Raw genomic sequence first — 15,979 nt, 5'->3', positions numbered from 1 at the left:
TTAAAGAATTTAGCCAAAAATTTCAAATTTCTCAAATAACTCCGGCTCATCCTTGATCACGCCACGTTTTATAAGATCATAAACAATATCTTTGGTGCAATCCGTCTGCTTTGGCCACTCTCTTGTATAGCCTTCAAGCTCATTTTTACTTGTTGCATCAACACAAAAAACACCATCTTTGATATAAATATCACGCATGGCATCGATATTGTTAACAACGCGCCAAAGTAACATATAGGCATTTTCTATGCGATTTTCAACCCCAACAAAGATAAGGATTCTAAAGTTTTCTTTAAATTTAAGCAGCTTTTCGAAAATAGACGAAACGTTCTCGTTTTTACCAAATTTTATAACGCAGATCGGATTTTTAGTGTTTGTTTTATACTGTTTTAGCTCTAAAATTTTCTTACTCACGCTTTGAAATTTATCCAAAAGTTCTTTATCGCTTAAAAGTACTGGAGCGTTAGCACTACAATCAACTGTCGCATCTATGCCAAGCTTTCCACCATAGCACGAATTTGGTGAGGCGTGATCAAGCTGGTCGCAAACTCCCTCGCTTATAAGAATGCTTTTTACTCCAAAACGGTTTAACACAAGATCACTAATCGCTTCATAATCTCCAAGTCCGGGCGCGTTTTGATCCACAAAAATAGCATGCTTTACAAAGCTCATCTGTCCCACTCCCCAAAAAGCGTGCATAGCTTGTTTGGCATGTCCTGGATATATCGCATTAAGTTTTGCTAAGATAAGATTATGAAAAACACCATTTTCAGGCATGTTATAGTCTATGAGCTCAGGAACTGTCGTGCGCAAAAGCGGTAAAAATATACGCTCGGTCGCCCAGCCCATATACTTATCTTCCAAAGGTGGCTTACCAACAACCGTTGCGTGAAATACAGGCTCTTTTTTGTGCGTTATCGCTGTTACATCCATCACCGGAAATGGCTCGATCGGTGTGTAAAAACCCGTATGGTCGCCAAAAGGCCCTTCAAGCTCAAATTTATCCGTATCCACAAACCCTTCGATCACAAAATCTGCATCGTGTGGGACATAAATTTCATTTGTCAGGCTTTTGACTAGTCTTGCGGGACTTTTACGGATAAAACCGTAAAGAAGTAGCTCAAAGATCCCCTTTGGAAGCGGCGCCTGACCGCACCATATATAAAGAGGATCGCCTCCGATCGCTATAGATACAGGCATTTTGCGTCCGGCACGCTTATACTCATTAAAAAAATTTGCACCGTCTTTATGTATCTGCCAGTGCATACCAAGACGATTTTTATCATAAACTTGCAAGCGATACATACCCAAATTTTGAAGCTCTCCGTCTAAGCTTTGAGTATAAACCTGTCCCATGGTTATAAAAGCACCGCCATCAAGCTCCCAAGTCTTTAAAGCCGGTAGATCATTTAAATTTACCGCATCGTCAAAATACGCTACATCTTGACACTCTCCGCGCTCTTTTAGTCTTTTAGTAAAGACATTTCTTAAACCAAAAAGATAACTCATGAAGTCAATCTTCTCCATAAAATTCTTTGGTTTTTTGGGTTTTAAAAGGGCTGAAATTTCATCTGCTATCGCATCCGGATGTGCTTTTAAGATAAGCTCTACCGCACGCTTTGAGCCAAAGATATTTGTAAGCACCGGTGGGTATTTTTTGCCATTTTTATCAGTTACATTTGTAAAAAGAAGTGCTTTACTGTCTGGCTTTTTAACCTCTATATAGCTAATATGCGCTATCTCAAGATCAATATCCACAGAATCACTTATCTCTCTTAAAAGGTCGTTTTTTCTTAAAATTTCAATGTAATTACTCTCCATGATAGCCCTTTACTTAAATTTATAAGGCGTTTGCCATAGCCTCAGCACGCATTAGAAGCTCTTTTGCGCCACGCTTTATAAATTCGTTTGCAAAATTTTCTCCTACGCTTTTGTATTCATCTTTATTAACGACTATTTTTTCTCTTAAAAACTCGCTTCCATCAGGCATTCCAAGGATAGCTTCTATAAAAATTTCATCATTTTTTAGTTTTGCGCTAATGCCTATAGGAGCTTGACAACCACCATTTAGTCTAGCTACAAAAGCACGCTCGATAGTTGTTTCTATTACAGAATTTTTATCGTTTAAAAATTCTATCTCTTTTAAAATTTCATCTTTCTCCACACTCTCGATACCTAGTGCACCTTGACCCATGGCAGGTATCATTTGAGATAAACTAAACGGATAGATATGTTTTACTTCGTCTTTTATATTTAGGCGATTTATCCCCGCCATCGCCAAAATAATCGCATCAAATTCGCCCTCTTTTAGCTTTCTAAGTCTTGTTTGCACGTTTCCACGAAGCGAAATGATCTCTAAATCAGGACGCATTATAAGAAGTTGCATGCGACGGCGAAGGCTTGTCGTACCGACTTTTGCACCTTTTGGAAGCTCATCGAAAGTAGCGTATTTTTCACTTATCATCGCATCTCTTACGTCTTCACGCGAACAAATCGCCGCCAAAACAAGACCTTGTGGAAATTCAACCGGAACATCTTTTAGGCTATGAACAGCTATATCACTCTCGCCACGTAACATGCTCTCCTCAAGCTCTTTTGTAAAAAGCCCTTTGCCGCCTATCTTAGCAAGCGGGGTATCAAGTATCACGTCACCTTTTGTTTTCATTCCGACAAGCTCTACGTTTAAGTCTTTATGTTGCGTAGTTAACCTGTCTTTGATATGCTCGCTTTGCCACATCGCAAGGATGCTTTTTCTAGTTGCAATCTTGAGTGTTTTCATCTTTTAACCTTTCGTATGTTATGCTTACTTTTTCTCCCAAAAGTTCGTCTCTCATACTTGTTTTTGTATTTAAATTTATAATATCTGTCGTAAAAATTCCATCTTTTATAAATAAAATTTCTCTTTTTTCCATCTCTTTTTTAAGCGGTATAAACTCGAATTTTACATTAAAAACATGAGCCTCAAAACCACCCCTAAGCTCTATAATCTTTGCCGTTTTTACTGACTTTACGAAAATTTTATCATTTGCCTGATAGTTTGCCTTTATAAATTCCAAAGCTTCACTTGCAAATGCAAGATTAGCGAACAGACTTAGGCTCGTCAACAACTTCAACATCAATTATTTCACTGTTATTTTTATCTTCGCTTTTGGTACTAAATTCATAATACGTATAATTATGCGTAAAATTTTGTGTATTATCTACCTTTGATTTAAAGAAAAAGGAGGCTATAATAACACAAATTCCTATCGCGTCTGTCAAAAGACCCGGCAAAAACAGCAAAAGTCCGCCAAGCCCCAAACTAATGGCGTTAAAAATTTTTAACCCGCCAAACATATCTTGCATATTGTTTTGAGAAAAGATATTGCCAAAGCCTAGTCTAAACATCAGCAATATCCCGATAAATCCACTTATCATAACCTCACTAAAAAATGCAAAGAAACCATAAGCAATGATAAAAAGATAAGCCAAAATAAGCTCTATTATCAAATACGGTAAAAAAGTAATCCTTAGCATAATCTTTCTTTTAACATCCCAAGCGCGTCTTTGGCTTCTATCTCTGTTTTAATAAGTTCATTACGCTCTATAAATTCTACTTTTCCGTTTTCAAGCCCTTTACCAACAACTATCGCAAACGGGCAACCTATAAGCTCATAATCGTTCATTTTAACACCAAAACGCTCATTTCTATCATCAAAAAGAACGTCTATACCTGCATTTTTAGCGCTTTCATAAAGCTCATTCGCATACTGGCTAGCTCTTTCGTCTTTAAAATTTGAAAGCACTATAACAGCATCAAAAGGAGCGCATTCTTTCTTCCAAACACAACCCCTATCATCATGGCTTTGCTCTATCATTACAGCCATGAGTCTTGATACGCCTATACCATAGCAACCCATAACATAAGGCTTTGCTTTACCATTAGGATCTAAAAATGTAGCATTCATAGCGCTTGAGTACTTATCCCCTAGTTGAAATATATGTCCTACCTCTATGCCTTTGCTAAGCTCAAGCTCACCACCACAATGAGGACATCTATCTCCTGCACTAACACTTGCTAGGTCTTTAAATCTATCTTCGTTAAAGCTACTAACACTAACACCTATAAAATGGTAGTCTTTTTCGTTTGCACCACAAATCATCTGCGTGTTATCTCTAAGCTCATTATCTATGTAAAAGTCTACATTTTTTAGGCCAACAGGTCCGCAAAAGCCAGCTACAATACCCGCATTGGCTATCTCGTCTTCATTTGCGTCAACTATCTCAAGTGCGCCACAAGCGTTTTGAGCCTTTACATCCTGAAGTTCGTCATTGCCACGTATAAAAAACACGACAATTTTTGAGTTATCTTCATATACAGCCTTTTTTATGACTGCTTTTATCGTATAAAACTCATCTACTTTAAAAAATTCCGCTATATCTTTTATGGTTTTTGTATCAGGAGTATAAAATTTATCGGCATCAGCTTGCGGCAAGTGTGCTTTTGTTGTTTTTGGTGCACGAGTCGCAGCCTCAACGTTTGCGGCATAAGAGCACTCTTTACAACAAAGTATATCATCCTCGCCGTTTTTTGCAAGCACCATAAATTCTTTACTGCCGCTACCACCTATCGCGCCACTATCGGCATCTACTGCACGGAAATTTAAACCAAGTCTGGTAAAAATTTTAGAATAAGTGCGCTCCATCAGGTCAAATTCGCGCTTTAGATCTTGCGTATCGGCATGAAAACTATACGCATCTTTCATTATAAATTCGCGTCCTCTTAAAATTCCAAATCTAGGACGTGCTTCATCGCGAAATTTGGTATTTATCTGATAGATATTTTTTGGCATGTCTTTATAGCTGTTTAGCTTTCCACGCATTGTTGCTACGGCTGATTCTTCGTTTGTAGGACTTATAACAAAGTCATTGTCCTTTCTGTCTTTAAAACGCAAAAGCTCTTTGCCATAAACTGCATATCTTCCGCTTTGCTTCCAAAGCTCGGCATTAGTAACTGCACTAAAAGTCATCTCTAATGCACCTGCCGCATCCATCTCTTCTCTTACTACATATTCGATCTTCTTAAGTACACGTTGTGCCAAAGGAAGATAGTTGTAAAGCCCTGCTCCATTTTGCTCGACAAATCCACCGCGAACTAAAAATACATGGCTTGGCAAGCTGGCGTCTTTTGGCGCTTCTTTGGTAGTTGGTGCATAAAATTTAGAAAATCTCATTATTTTTCTCCATATCTATTTTTAAACTTTCGTTCTCGTCAGAAGTGATACCAAAGACAAATTTCATAGCATCGGCAATATCTTGAGCGTCTTTTCTGGTTGAAATCGTTTTTAAATTTACTGTAGGCAGATGCAAAAACGCCTTAAATACTTGATGTATAAGGCGTTGTGCTTCATCGTGATCGCTATTTTTCAAATAGCCTTTTTTTATCGCCTTTTCAAGCTCGTTTTTAGCACAATTTTTTGCTTGCTCGCGCACAGCTTTGATAACAGGTATGCTTATGTTATCTTTTAGAAATTTTAAAAATTCATTTGTGCTTTGCCCAACGATAGAGTAAGCAAGTTGCGCTTGCTCTTCACGAAGAGCTAAATTTTTCATCACGATCTCTTCTAGGTTATCAACCGTGTAGACATTTATCTTGTCGGTATTTACCAGATCTATATCTCTGGGAACGGCTATATCAAAGAAATATCTTCTAAATTCACAAGGCTCGATAAGAGCACCCGTTATGACCGCATGTGGCGCCGAAGTGCTTGAAAAGATCAGGTCGTATTTGTTTATATACTCTTTTAGTTTTAGTATGCTATCCCAACTAGCCTTATCACCAAGCTCATCAACAAGCTCCTCTACACGCTCGGTACTGCGGTTTATGATTATAACATTTGCACCATTTGCTATAAGATGTTTTGCGGCAAGCTCTCCCATCTCTCCTGCGCCAACGACTATAGCGGTTTTGCCTTCTAGTGTTGTAAAAATTTCCTTTGCTTTAGCGACGGCGACCGATGAAACTGATATTGGATTTTTAGAAATTTGTGTTTCATTTCTAACTTTTGCCGCGCATTTACAAGCATAATGTATCGCCTTGCTTATACCGTTTGAGCACATTTGTTTATCAACGGCGAATTTAAAGGCAGCTTTTAGCTGACCTACTATCTGTGTTTCACCAACAACCAGGCTATCAAGCGAACTAGCAACTGAAAAAAGATGATGTATCGCGCCACTATCTTCATAAATATCGGCTCTTTCAAAAAGCTCATCTTCAAAAACACCCGAAAATACGGCTATACATCTTATGATGTGGTTTGTTGCGGTTTTTGTATCAGTTACATAAGCTAGTGCCTCAACCCTATTACATGTGCTTAAGACCATGCACTCATCGATATCTTTGCTTGATTTTATAAGTCTTAAAATTTGCTCTTTTTTCTCGTCATTATCAAAGGCTAACTTCTCTCTAACTTCGATATCGGTATTTTTATGTGTAAAGCTTATACTTAAATAATGCATCAAAATTCCCTATCTATCATACTTTTTATAATACCTTCAAGCTCGAAATTTTTATACTCACTGATCGCTTCGAGTGCCTCTTGACAGAGTGTTTTAGCCTCATCTATGGCACGTTTTATACAGCCAAATTCGTTAAATTTATCTTTTATCCAAGAATTTTCTTTTTCATTCAAATCCTTGCCGTGAAGCGACTTTAGATACTCTTTATCTTGGCTATTTAAATTTTCGTAAAGATAAATATAAGGTAGCGTAGTTTTACCCTCTTTATAGTCATTCATAGCGGGCTTGCCGAGTGTGGCGCTATCTTGTGTTATATCAAGCACGTCGTCTATTATCTGAAAGGCAAGACCTAAATTTTTGCCGTAAATTCTAAATTTATCCACATTAAGACCAGCCATCATCGCCCCGCAAGCTGCAGTCGCTTCTATCAAAACAGCGGTTTTATAGTAAATCATATCCATGTATTTTTGTTTTTCAAAGTTAAATTTACCGCCAAGTTCAACATCCATAAGCTCACCTATACTTAGTCTGCTTACAGCAAATGAAACTTCTTTGGCAATGTTGGGACTAAAATTGCTAAGCTCGTAAAAGCCTTTTGAGTAAAATATATCGCCTAGCATTATTGAATTTTTAACTCCAAAAAGCGAATTTATACTTGGTTTACCGCGTCTTGTATCCGCATCGTCTATAACGTCATCATGTAGTAAACTAGCAAGGTGAATAAGTTCAATTATTGCACAAAGTTTTAAGACATTTTCATCTTCGTTTGCTATCTTTAAAAGTAACTTGGAGCGGAGTTTTTTGCCAGAGCTGACACATTTAAACATCTCCATAGCCTTTTCGTATCCCAGCTCTTGTATAAATTCTGCCATTATTTTATCTATTTTATCCATTATTCGCCTTATTGTTGTGATTGCAAAGGGTCGATAAATTCGACATCTATGCGCTTCTCTTCATCAAGTATGTTTACTTTAAACGTTGCTTTTTTATTTTCAAATTTTATAAACGAAAGATACAGCTTTACACTATCATTCGTCGGTCTTGTAAAGTCAGGTATAATGCGCTGCATATATGTATCATGTCCGTGCCTAAGCGACATCGTCATATGACGCGGATATCTTCGAAAAAAGCTTTGCACGATGATATTTGTGCTATCAAAAAGAGTCCAACGAAAGTCAAAACTATCTCTTTTTTGAGTGGCTTTTTCTGTTATAAAAACACGTGCCCACTGATCTTTTTTGAGTTCAAATTCATAAGTTGGGTTAAAATTCGCAACACCGGCAAAAGCAAAATTTATAAAAACAAACAATCCAAGAAAAATTTTATTCATTTTGACTTAAAATTTCTCCACTTAACCCGATATAAAGGTCATTTAATCCATCTTGCAAGCCTTGTGGATTTGTTGATTTGAAAGATAGAATTTCAGTGTTTGAGATACCTTTTTGTTCGCAAATTTCACGCATAGCGATCAACTCTTCAAAAATTTTATCAAGTTCATTTGAAACAATATTTTTATCAGCATAAAATAAAATTTCAAAAAATTTATCTCTCAAAGAACCATTAAATATATCTTGCATACACTTCTTTCTATTTAAAATACTTAATTATAGCCAAATAAAGCTAAAAAAAATTTGATTAATACGCTTAAAACTCCGATATAAGCGCCCATGCCTCTTTTATGCTTGAAGCATTAAATTCTGCGCTTTGACTTTTTTTACCAAATCCCCAGCTAACTTGCATGTATGGCATTTTAGCGTTTTTTGCGGCAAGTTCATCTTTCATGCTATCGCCGACAAACATCGCACGACTAGCACCAACGCGCTCGCAAGCAAGAAGAAGCATAGTAGGGTCAGGCTTTTGCGGTATATACTCACTAGCCCCTATAATTTCATCAAAAATTTCATAAATTTCACATTTTTTAAGGATGGCTTCAAGAGTATTTTGAGGTGCATTAGACGCTAGAACAACTTTAAAATTTTCATTCTTACATAAATTTAAAAGCTCGTCTATGCCATTGTAACAGACCGCATAAAGGTCGTAATACTTTTTAAATTTCTCCTCAAATCCCTCTTTTAAACTCGCACTTGGTCTATCTATGCCGTAAAAATCAAGTCCTAAATTTCTACCTGGTTCATTTATGGCTTTTATAATAAAGTCTGCTTCAAGAGGCGCCAAATTCATCTGCTCTCTTACTTCGTTTACTGTTTTTTCTATGGCGATAGAGCTGTCTATTATCGTGCCGTCCATATCAAATATTATCGTCTTCAATCCTCATCCTTAAATTTATTTTTATGTTTATCTTTTTTATATGTTTTTGACTTTCTAAGCCTATCAAGAGCATTTGCACTTTTTAGAAGTTCATCTTTTTTTGCATTTGTTATAAGTAAATTTATAAATTCTTCAAGCGCTTTTGTGTATGGCTGATCAAGATAAACACTCTCAACTTTTGAGATAATCTCGGCATTTTTAGCCACTCTAGCACGAAAGGCTTCTTCATCAAAATCATCTCTTTTTAATGAAGATGTTGCAAATTTAGCAAATTTCTCCAATGCTCGCAGATATTTTACACGCTTTGCTTTTTCATCTATAAAATTCATATTTCCTCTTTAAATTTGTGTGATTATAGCAAGGTTTTTGCAAAAATTTTATAAAATTTATACAATGTTTACTTTATTACTATTTTATTTATTATTGTCTTATAAAATCGACAAAATTAAATCAAAAAGGAGAGTCAATGAATCAAGAAACCATTGCTATACATGCGGGATATGATACAAAAACAGGCGTTGGAGCTATGTCAGTACCGATATATTCAGCTACGGCATTTGACTTTGGCACGGCTCAAACCGCGGCAAATCGTTTTTGTCTAGCGGAGCTTGGACCCATTTATTCGCGTCTTACAAACCCTACTCTTGATATACTAGAGACACGTTTTGCTACTCTTGATAAGGGAGCGGCTGCCATTAGCACCTCAAGCGGACAAGCGGCTACTTTTTTTGCATTAGCAAATTTAGCACAAGTTGGAGATAACGTCATAGTAGCAAAAAAGATCTATGGTGGCTCAAGCACACTTATCACTCATACGATGAAACGCTTTGGTATAAACGCTAGACTTTTTGACTCTGATAACGCAGACGAACTTGAAAGTTTAATAGACGAAAATACTAGAGCTATATTTTTTGAAAGTCTTTCAAACCCACAAATAGCCATACCAGATATCGAGAAAATAACAAAAATCGCAAAAAAACACAAAATCGTAACCATTGCCGATAATACGGTTGCCACTCCGGTTTTATTTGAAGCTTTCAAGCATGGCGTAGACGTGACACTTTATAGCACCACAAAATACATAGGTGGTCAAGGAAATGTAATGGGCGGCATGATAGTTAGTTCAAAAGAGCTAAATAGCCTACTTGTAAACAATCCAAGATACCCGCACTTTAACGAACCGGACGAAAGCTATCATGGTCTTGTTTATGGCACATTGGCTGCAAATTTTGATATTTTTACATTACGTATTAGGCTTTCATTGATGAGAGATATCGGAGCAACACTTTCACCAAGTAGCGCTTACGGGCTTATACAAGGTCTTGAAACGTTAAGCATAAGAATGCAAAAACACTGTCAAAATGCACAAAAGATCGCAGAATTTTTAAATACACATCCAAAAGTAAAGTCAGTAAATTACCCTGGTCTTAAAAATGATCCGTTTTACGATAAAGCACAAAGATATCTAAAAGACGGGCTTGCAAGCGGTCTTATAAGCTTTGACCTTAGCAGTAAAGAAGCTGCCACTCGCGTTATAAACAGCACCAAAATTTTTAGTATAGTCGTAAATATCGGCGATACTAAATCACTAATCACCCACCCAGCAAGCACTACACACTCGCAACTTAGCGAGGAGGAGCTTGAAAAAGTAGGTGTAGGAGCAGGAAGTATACGCCTAAGCATAGGCATAGAAGATGCCAATGACTTAATAGAAGATCTAAAGCAGGCCTTAGGTAACGCATAAATTTCAAAGGGTCTTTTTGACCCTTATCCGACAAGAGACTTTATGGTGTCTTGATATAAAGCGTGATTTTCACACTGAACCAACAACAAATCCCCCTCGTTAAATATATAAGAACCAGTAGGCTTTAAATACTCATTTTTACGCTTAACAAGGATGATCAAAAATTCACTTGGCAAACTAACCTCCGCCAAGTTTTTACCTATAACTTTTGCCCCTAAATTTATAGTGTATTGACGAAGTGCGTAAGTTAAGATAGGCGAGTTTTCTACTTTGGCGTTTTCTTCTTGAGCCTCATCTAGCCTAACATTAAATTTAGTCGCAGCGTAGCCTATGGACATACCTTGCATACAAATAGAAGTAAGCACCATAAAAAAGACGATGTTAAATATAATGTTTGCATTAGGGATATTTTCTACATATGTGTATGTAGCAAGGATGATAGGCACAACTCCTCTAAGCCCCACCCATGAAACAAAAAGCTTTTCATTAAAGTTAAATTTAGAGCCGATAAGCGATACAAAAACACCTACCGGACGAGCTATAAAAGTCAGCCATAAAGATAGCACAAACGCCATAAGCGCTATTTCTGGAAGCTGCGAAGGAAATACAAGAAGACCTAGTGTTAAAAATACCACTATCTGCATAGCCCACGCTATACCGTCATGAAAACCGATCAAATTTTTCTTATGGACAAAATCCCTTTTGTTTATAAAAATACCCGCGATATAAACCGCCAAGTAACCATTGCCGCCTATCTTAAAGCAAAGCGTATACAAAAGCAGTATCCAAGCCATCGAAAATACCGGATACATACCCCAGTTGCTTAGTCTCAGTCTGTTAAATATCGAAGGTAACGCTAGTCCGAACAAATACCCAAGAGCTATACCTATACCAAACTGCATACCCAAAACACTTAACCAATCAACCGGAGAAGGAATTTGTGAAATGGATATTATCTGGATAATGTTCATCGTTAAAAATATCGCCATCGGATCGTTTGAACCAGACTCAAATTCTATAAGAGGTGCCAGGTTATTTTTAAGTGAAATTTTCTTTGCACGAAGTATAGCAAACACCGCAGCTGCGTCAGTTGATGATATGACGGCTCCCAGCAAAAGAGACTCAAACCAACTAAATCCAAGCAGAATTTTAGCCATCGGCGCTACTGCAAAAGCAGTAAGTATGACACCAATCGTAGCAAGAGTAAGTCCTCTTGAAAATACCGGCTTTATAGAGGAAAAATTTGTATCAAGCCCTCCTGCATAAAGTATAAATATAAGAGCAAGCATGCCTACGTTTTGGGCTATGATTTGATTATCAAAATGCACACCAAGCAAACCTTCGGAACCTGCAAGCATGCCGACACCTAAAAAAACCAAAAGAGCGGGTATGCCAAATTTATCAGAAATTTTACTTATAAGTATACTTGCTAGCAGCAAGATCGCAAAAAATAACAATAAATTTTCCATTTACGCTCCGACTTTAAATTTTATAATCTCTCTTCAAATATATCAAATGCCTCTTCGGTATTTAGGCATTTTAAAATAACCCCGTAGTTATCTTTTATCTCATCTTGAAGCTTAGCGATCAACTCTTTGCCAGTCTTGCCATCTTTTGGATAAGTGATTATCACGTCAATTGGCTCTGAGTTTAAAAATTCTTGTATACCGCTTAAAACCACAGCTGCACCATTTTTGTCAGTATGATAAAGCACTGCAATATAGTGATCACCCTCTTTTATGACAACATCTGTTCTTCTTAAAATTTTTTCAAAAATTTCACCGTATTCATAACCGTTTGGTATGCAAAAATATATAATGGAAAGTTGATTTGACCCATTCATGGTGTCGTTATATCTTTCTATAATGGCGATCTCAAGATCAACAAGCGAAAGTATATCTATAGAGGCGAATTCTTTAGCCGCCATACCGTGTCCTTTAAAATTTATTTTCTTTTAGTTAATTATATCTTTTAAATTCTCAAATGAGAAAATATTTAATCCATTTTTATGTTCGTAGTGTAGTTTTAACCCATGTGCCTCAAGGATATTGCTAACTATATAAAGCCCAAGACCAAAACTTTTTTGAGCATTTTCGCCTTTTATAAAAGGCTGGATATAAAAATTTAGATCATTTTTTAAAGCTTCACCTTTTGTGATAAATTTGATATGCTCTTTACTAACAACGATATTTACGTGCTTTTCGGGAGAGTATTTAAGCCCGTTATCGACCATATTTTTTATAGCAACCGAAAAAAGCTTAAAGTCAACCACAAGCCTTACATCATCAATAAAATTTATACTAACGCTATCTTTTTCAACCATCGCTATATCTAAAGCCTCGTCGATAAGATCTTGCATCAAGCAGACATTTTTATTTGTAAGTGCTATTTTAGAGGTCGTCTGTTCGATCGCGGCTAGTTCGTTTATAAGACTTTCTAGCTTATGAAAAACCGAGATCAAGCGATCTTGATTTTTACCTTTTTCTATCATTTGAGCAGCGATTAAACCTTTGGTTATAGGGGTTTTTAGCTCGTGCATGATATTTCTTAAAAACAAATGCCTTGAGTCATTTAGAGCTTTTATCTGACTAACTGCATTATAAAATGCTTCTGAAACTTCTGAAATTTCATCATTTCCGCTACTAACATTTTGCACAGCGCTGAGATCTCCGGCGGCAAATTTTGTTATTTGTCGTTTTAGCTTTCTTAGCGGTTTTATCTTGTAAATAACAAATATATAAGCGCCAAGCAAAATCATAGCAACAACGATAAAAACAGCCTTTATAACCTGATATCTATATGGCTGAAATTCCTTGTCCATCAAAAGTTTGGTTTCATCAAGATGTCGCATCATAAGATAGTGGTGTTTTTCATAAAGCAAGATCGCACTCGAACCGATGTCATCAGAAATTTCTTCAATCACACTTGCTTGAGATAAAATTTGCGACTTTAAATTTTCATTTACTATCTCAGGCATATCAACATTACTAAGTTGTCTATCAAATTCATCCTTGTCGATAATACCACTCATGTAAAATAAATTTGTTCTAGCCACATTTGAGTATTTAGTATTTAGCTCTCTTGTATAGTTTTGTTTGTCATATTCCATCAACCATAAAAAAGCAAGAAATATCGAACTAAGCGCAAGAGCAAATATAAAAGTAATCGTGATAAAAACAGAAGAACGAGGCATCATAAAGTTAACTTGTATCCGACGCCACGTATAGCATGTATATATCTTGGCTCTTTTGGATTTTCGCCAATTTTTGCACGTATGCGTCCGATTATAACGTCTATACTTTTGTTAGTGCTATCTTCATTGATGCTTTCACAGTTATAAATCAGCTCTTCTCTAGTAACCGCACCACCCTCTTTTAACATCAAATATCTCAAGATATCATACTCGGCAGCTGTTAAATTTACAACACTTCCCTTAAATAATATCTCATGCTCATACTCTTTTAGAACAAGATCTTTTGGTGTCTCTTTGTTGTTTTCTTCATTTAAACTAGCATTTTGTCTTCTAAGATGACTTTTTATGCGGGCAAGTAGCTCTTGCGGATCATAAGGCTTTGGCAAATAATCATCCGCTCCGTTATCTAGCGCATTGACTTTATCTGTTATATCATGGCGAGCGCTTGAGATTATGATCGGGATATTATGTTGTTTTCTTATCTCTTTGCAAACTTCAAGTCCGTCAAGTCCGGGCAGAGTAAGATCAAGTATAACAAGGTCAAAGGAATTTGTATTAAGAGTGGAAAGTCCGATATAAGGCTCTTCGGCTATCGTAACTTCCATGTCGTAATTATGTAAATATTCGCTTAAAATTTCAGCTAATTCAAAATCATCTTCAATCATAAGAATTCGTATCATAAAAAGCCCTTTTTTAAATCTTTGTGATATTCATTATATCAAAAATTTTAAAATTTAAAACGATAAAGCCCGTAAATACGGGCTAAAGCCTTATTATTTTACAACCAATCCCTGCATGATACCTTTTCTATTAACCCACACAAGCGTCTTTTTGCCGCTATTTTGTTTCATTATCTGCACAAACGACGCGACGTCTTTAATTATCTCTTCGCCGACTTGCACTATGATATCGCCTCTTTCAAAGCCAAATTCTTCAGCCTTTGAGCCTTGCTTTACACTACTTACCAAAACTCCCATGCTATCTGCACCGAGTTTAAATTTATATCTTGCATCATCAGTTAAATTTGTAACCCCAAGCCCTTCAATCACAGAATTATCATTATGGGCTTTTACGCTTATGTCCATATTTGTAAGCTTGATCTGAACGCTTGATAGTTTACCTGAGCGCTCGTAAGTTAATTTTAATGTGCTGTTTGGAGCGAGCGAACCGATGAAATTTTTAAGATCATTTGCATTAGTTATAGGTTTCCCATCGGCTTCTATAACTAAGTCGCCTCGCTTTAGCCCAGCCTCGTCAGCCGGTAGTCCTTTTTCTACACTGCTGATTAATGCGCCTGATTTATTTTTATAAATTTCTTTTTGATCATCAGTTAAATTTGCTATCATCACGCCGATGTATCCACGTTCTATTTTACCGTCGGTAATTAGCTTTTTAGCTATCTCTTTTACCATATTTGAAGGTATCGCAAACCCTATACCACTGCTATCTCCACCACGTGAAAGTATGGCTGAGTTGATGCCGACAAGCGCGCCTCTACTATCAACCAACGCACCACCTGAGTTGCCTGGATTTATCGAAGCGTCTGTTTGGATAAAATTCTCGTATTGATTTAAGCCGATATTGTCTTTATTTAAAGCGGAAATTATACCCTTTGTCACACTCTCTCCAACACCAAAGGGATTACCTATAGCAAAGACGATATCCCCGTCAAGCAGTTTTGAGGAGTCTGCAAAATATATCGCATCAAGATCGGTTGCCTCTATCTTTATAACAGCAAGGTCAGTCTTAGGATCGCTGCCTACGACTTTTGCTTTATACTCTTTTCCGCCTTTTGTCATGGTGACTACGATCTGATCACTATCTTCTATGACGTGGTTGTTTGTCACTATGTAACCATCTTGAGAGATGATAACTCCGGAGCCTAAAGATGTGCTTTTTTCGCGATCTTTTGGGATACCAAAGTTAAAACCAAAAAATTCTTTAAAAAACGGATCATTAAACATCTGCTCAACGCCATTTTGCACTGTTATAATCTTTGTTGTAGAGATATTTACGACTGATTTTTTAGCACCTGATATCGAGTCATGGTATGAAAGTATTATATTTTTACCCTCTTGCAATGGCGAAATTCTGCTAACCTCTGTCTGTGCTTCATTAAATGCAATATTGCTTGCAAAGATAGAAGTCGCTGCCACAAGGGAAATAAATATCATTTTTTTCATCAATACTCCTTATGATTAATTTTGAGTATTATAAATTCTACTTAATAATAAAATTTTAATACTTCCAAGATATAAGTAAATGAGATAAAACTT

The 15,979-nt window shown here is 36.6% G+C and carries 17 protein-coding genes; 1 reads left to right on the top strand and 16 read right to left on the bottom strand.

Annotated elements, in window-relative coordinates:
* Positions 1 to 9 precede the first annotated feature (9 nt).
* The 11 genes from CCAL9328_RS03955 to CCAL9328_RS03905 form a co-directional block, all read right to left on the bottom strand.
* Entirely contained in the window at positions 10 to 1,821 is a 1,812-nt protein-coding gene (locus tag CCAL9328_RS03955; RefSeq protein WP_170000059.1) for a menaquinone biosynthesis decarboxylase, read from the bottom strand.
* A gap of 19 nt (positions 1,822 to 1,840) precedes the next feature.
* Positions 1,841 to 2,779, bottom strand: a complete 939-nt coding sequence (gene hemC, locus CCAL9328_RS03950) for a hydroxymethylbilane synthase (RefSeq protein ID WP_170000058.1) — start codon at positions 2,777 to 2,779, stop codon at positions 1,841 to 1,843.
* On the bottom strand, positions 2,754 to 3,116 hold the full coding sequence (locus CCAL9328_RS03945; RefSeq protein ID WP_170000057.1) for a hypothetical protein: 363 nt from the start codon (positions 3,114 to 3,116) through the stop codon (positions 2,754 to 2,756). The genes hemC and CCAL9328_RS03945 overlap by 26 nt, the downstream gene beginning before the upstream one ends.
* Positions 3,079 to 3,516, bottom strand: a complete 438-nt coding sequence (locus CCAL9328_RS03940; RefSeq protein ID WP_170000056.1) for an FxsA family protein — start codon at positions 3,514 to 3,516, stop codon at positions 3,079 to 3,081. The genes CCAL9328_RS03945 and CCAL9328_RS03940 overlap by 38 nt, the downstream gene beginning before the upstream one ends.
* Entirely contained in the window at positions 3,510 to 5,213 is a 1,704-nt protein-coding gene (locus CCAL9328_RS03935; protein ID WP_170000055.1) for a proline--tRNA ligase, read from the bottom strand. The genes CCAL9328_RS03940 and CCAL9328_RS03935 overlap by 7 nt, the downstream gene beginning before the upstream one ends.
* Entirely contained in the window at positions 5,200 to 6,498 is a 1,299-nt protein-coding gene (hemA, locus tag CCAL9328_RS03930; protein ID WP_169935693.1) for a glutamyl-tRNA reductase, read from the bottom strand. Before hemA ends, CCAL9328_RS03935 begins: the two co-directional genes overlap by 14 nt.
* Positions 6,498 to 7,391 carry a polyprenyl synthetase family protein gene (locus tag CCAL9328_RS03925; protein WP_169935691.1) on the bottom strand — a complete coding sequence of 298 codons (894 nt, stop codon included), beginning with the start codon at positions 7,389 to 7,391 and terminating at the stop codon, positions 6,498 to 6,500. The genes hemA and CCAL9328_RS03925 overlap by 1 nt, the downstream gene beginning before the upstream one ends.
* Before the next feature lie 8 nt (positions 7,392 to 7,399).
* Positions 7,400 to 7,828, bottom strand: a complete 429-nt coding sequence (locus CCAL9328_RS03920; protein WP_170000054.1) for a hypothetical protein — start codon at positions 7,826 to 7,828, stop codon at positions 7,400 to 7,402.
* Positions 7,821 to 8,075, bottom strand: coding sequence for a DUF2018 family protein (locus CCAL9328_RS03915; protein ID WP_170000053.1), 255 nt, complete (start codon positions 8,073 to 8,075; stop codon positions 7,821 to 7,823). The genes CCAL9328_RS03920 and CCAL9328_RS03915 overlap by 8 nt, the downstream gene beginning before the upstream one ends.
* A 67-nt stretch (positions 8,076 to 8,142) precedes the next feature.
* Positions 8,143 to 8,766: an HAD family hydrolase gene (locus CCAL9328_RS03910; protein ID WP_169971651.1), complete on the bottom strand. Its 624-nt coding sequence runs from the start codon at positions 8,764 to 8,766 to the stop codon at positions 8,143 to 8,145.
* Entirely contained in the window at positions 8,763 to 9,095 is a 333-nt protein-coding gene (locus tag CCAL9328_RS03905) for a hypothetical protein (protein ID WP_169935683.1), read from the bottom strand. The genes CCAL9328_RS03910 and CCAL9328_RS03905 overlap by 4 nt, the downstream gene beginning before the upstream one ends.
* Positions 9,096 to 9,232: 137 nt before the next feature.
* Between CCAL9328_RS03905 and CCAL9328_RS03900 the strand changes: the two genes are divergently transcribed.
* Complete coding sequence (locus tag CCAL9328_RS03900; protein ID WP_170000052.1) at positions 9,233 to 10,510, top strand: O-acetylhomoserine aminocarboxypropyltransferase/cysteine synthase family protein; 1,278 nt, start codon at positions 9,233 to 9,235, stop codon at positions 10,508 to 10,510.
* A 23-nt stretch (positions 10,511 to 10,533) separates the two neighbouring features.
* Here CCAL9328_RS03900 and CCAL9328_RS03895 read toward each other — a convergent pair whose 3' ends face one another.
* The 5 genes from CCAL9328_RS03895 to CCAL9328_RS03875 all read right to left on the bottom strand — a co-directional run bounded on the left by CCAL9328_RS03895 (position 10,534) and on the right by CCAL9328_RS03875 (position 15,886).
* On the bottom strand, positions 10,534 to 11,979 hold the full coding sequence (locus CCAL9328_RS03895; RefSeq protein WP_170000051.1) for a potassium/proton antiporter: 1,446 nt from the start codon (positions 11,977 to 11,979) through the stop codon (positions 10,534 to 10,536).
* A gap of 20 nt (positions 11,980 to 11,999) precedes the next feature.
* Complete coding sequence (locus tag CCAL9328_RS03890) at positions 12,000 to 12,437, bottom strand: nucleotidyl cyclase domain-containing protein (RefSeq protein WP_169935677.1); 438 nt, start codon at positions 12,435 to 12,437, stop codon at positions 12,000 to 12,002.
* 27 nt (positions 12,438 to 12,464) lie between these two features.
* Entirely contained in the window at positions 12,465 to 13,703 is a 1,239-nt protein-coding gene (locus CCAL9328_RS03885; RefSeq protein WP_170000101.1) for an ArsS family sensor histidine kinase, read from the bottom strand.
* Positions 13,703 to 14,383, bottom strand: coding sequence for a response regulator transcription factor (locus CCAL9328_RS03880; RefSeq protein ID WP_170000050.1), 681 nt, complete (start codon positions 14,381 to 14,383; stop codon positions 13,703 to 13,705). The genes CCAL9328_RS03885 and CCAL9328_RS03880 overlap by 1 nt, the downstream gene beginning before the upstream one ends.
* A 93-nt stretch (positions 14,384 to 14,476) precedes the next feature.
* Positions 14,477 to 15,886 (bottom strand): Do family serine endopeptidase, encoded by a 1,410-nt coding sequence (locus CCAL9328_RS03875; RefSeq protein ID WP_170000049.1) that lies wholly within the window; start codon positions 15,884 to 15,886, stop codon positions 14,477 to 14,479.
* Positions 15,887 to 15,979: the final 93 nt, after the last annotated feature.

It is taken from the genome of Campylobacter sp. RM9328 (genome assembly GCF_012978615.1).
Note: the sequence above shows the minus strand (reverse complement) of the source record. Positions and strands in the feature narration are given on the sequence as shown.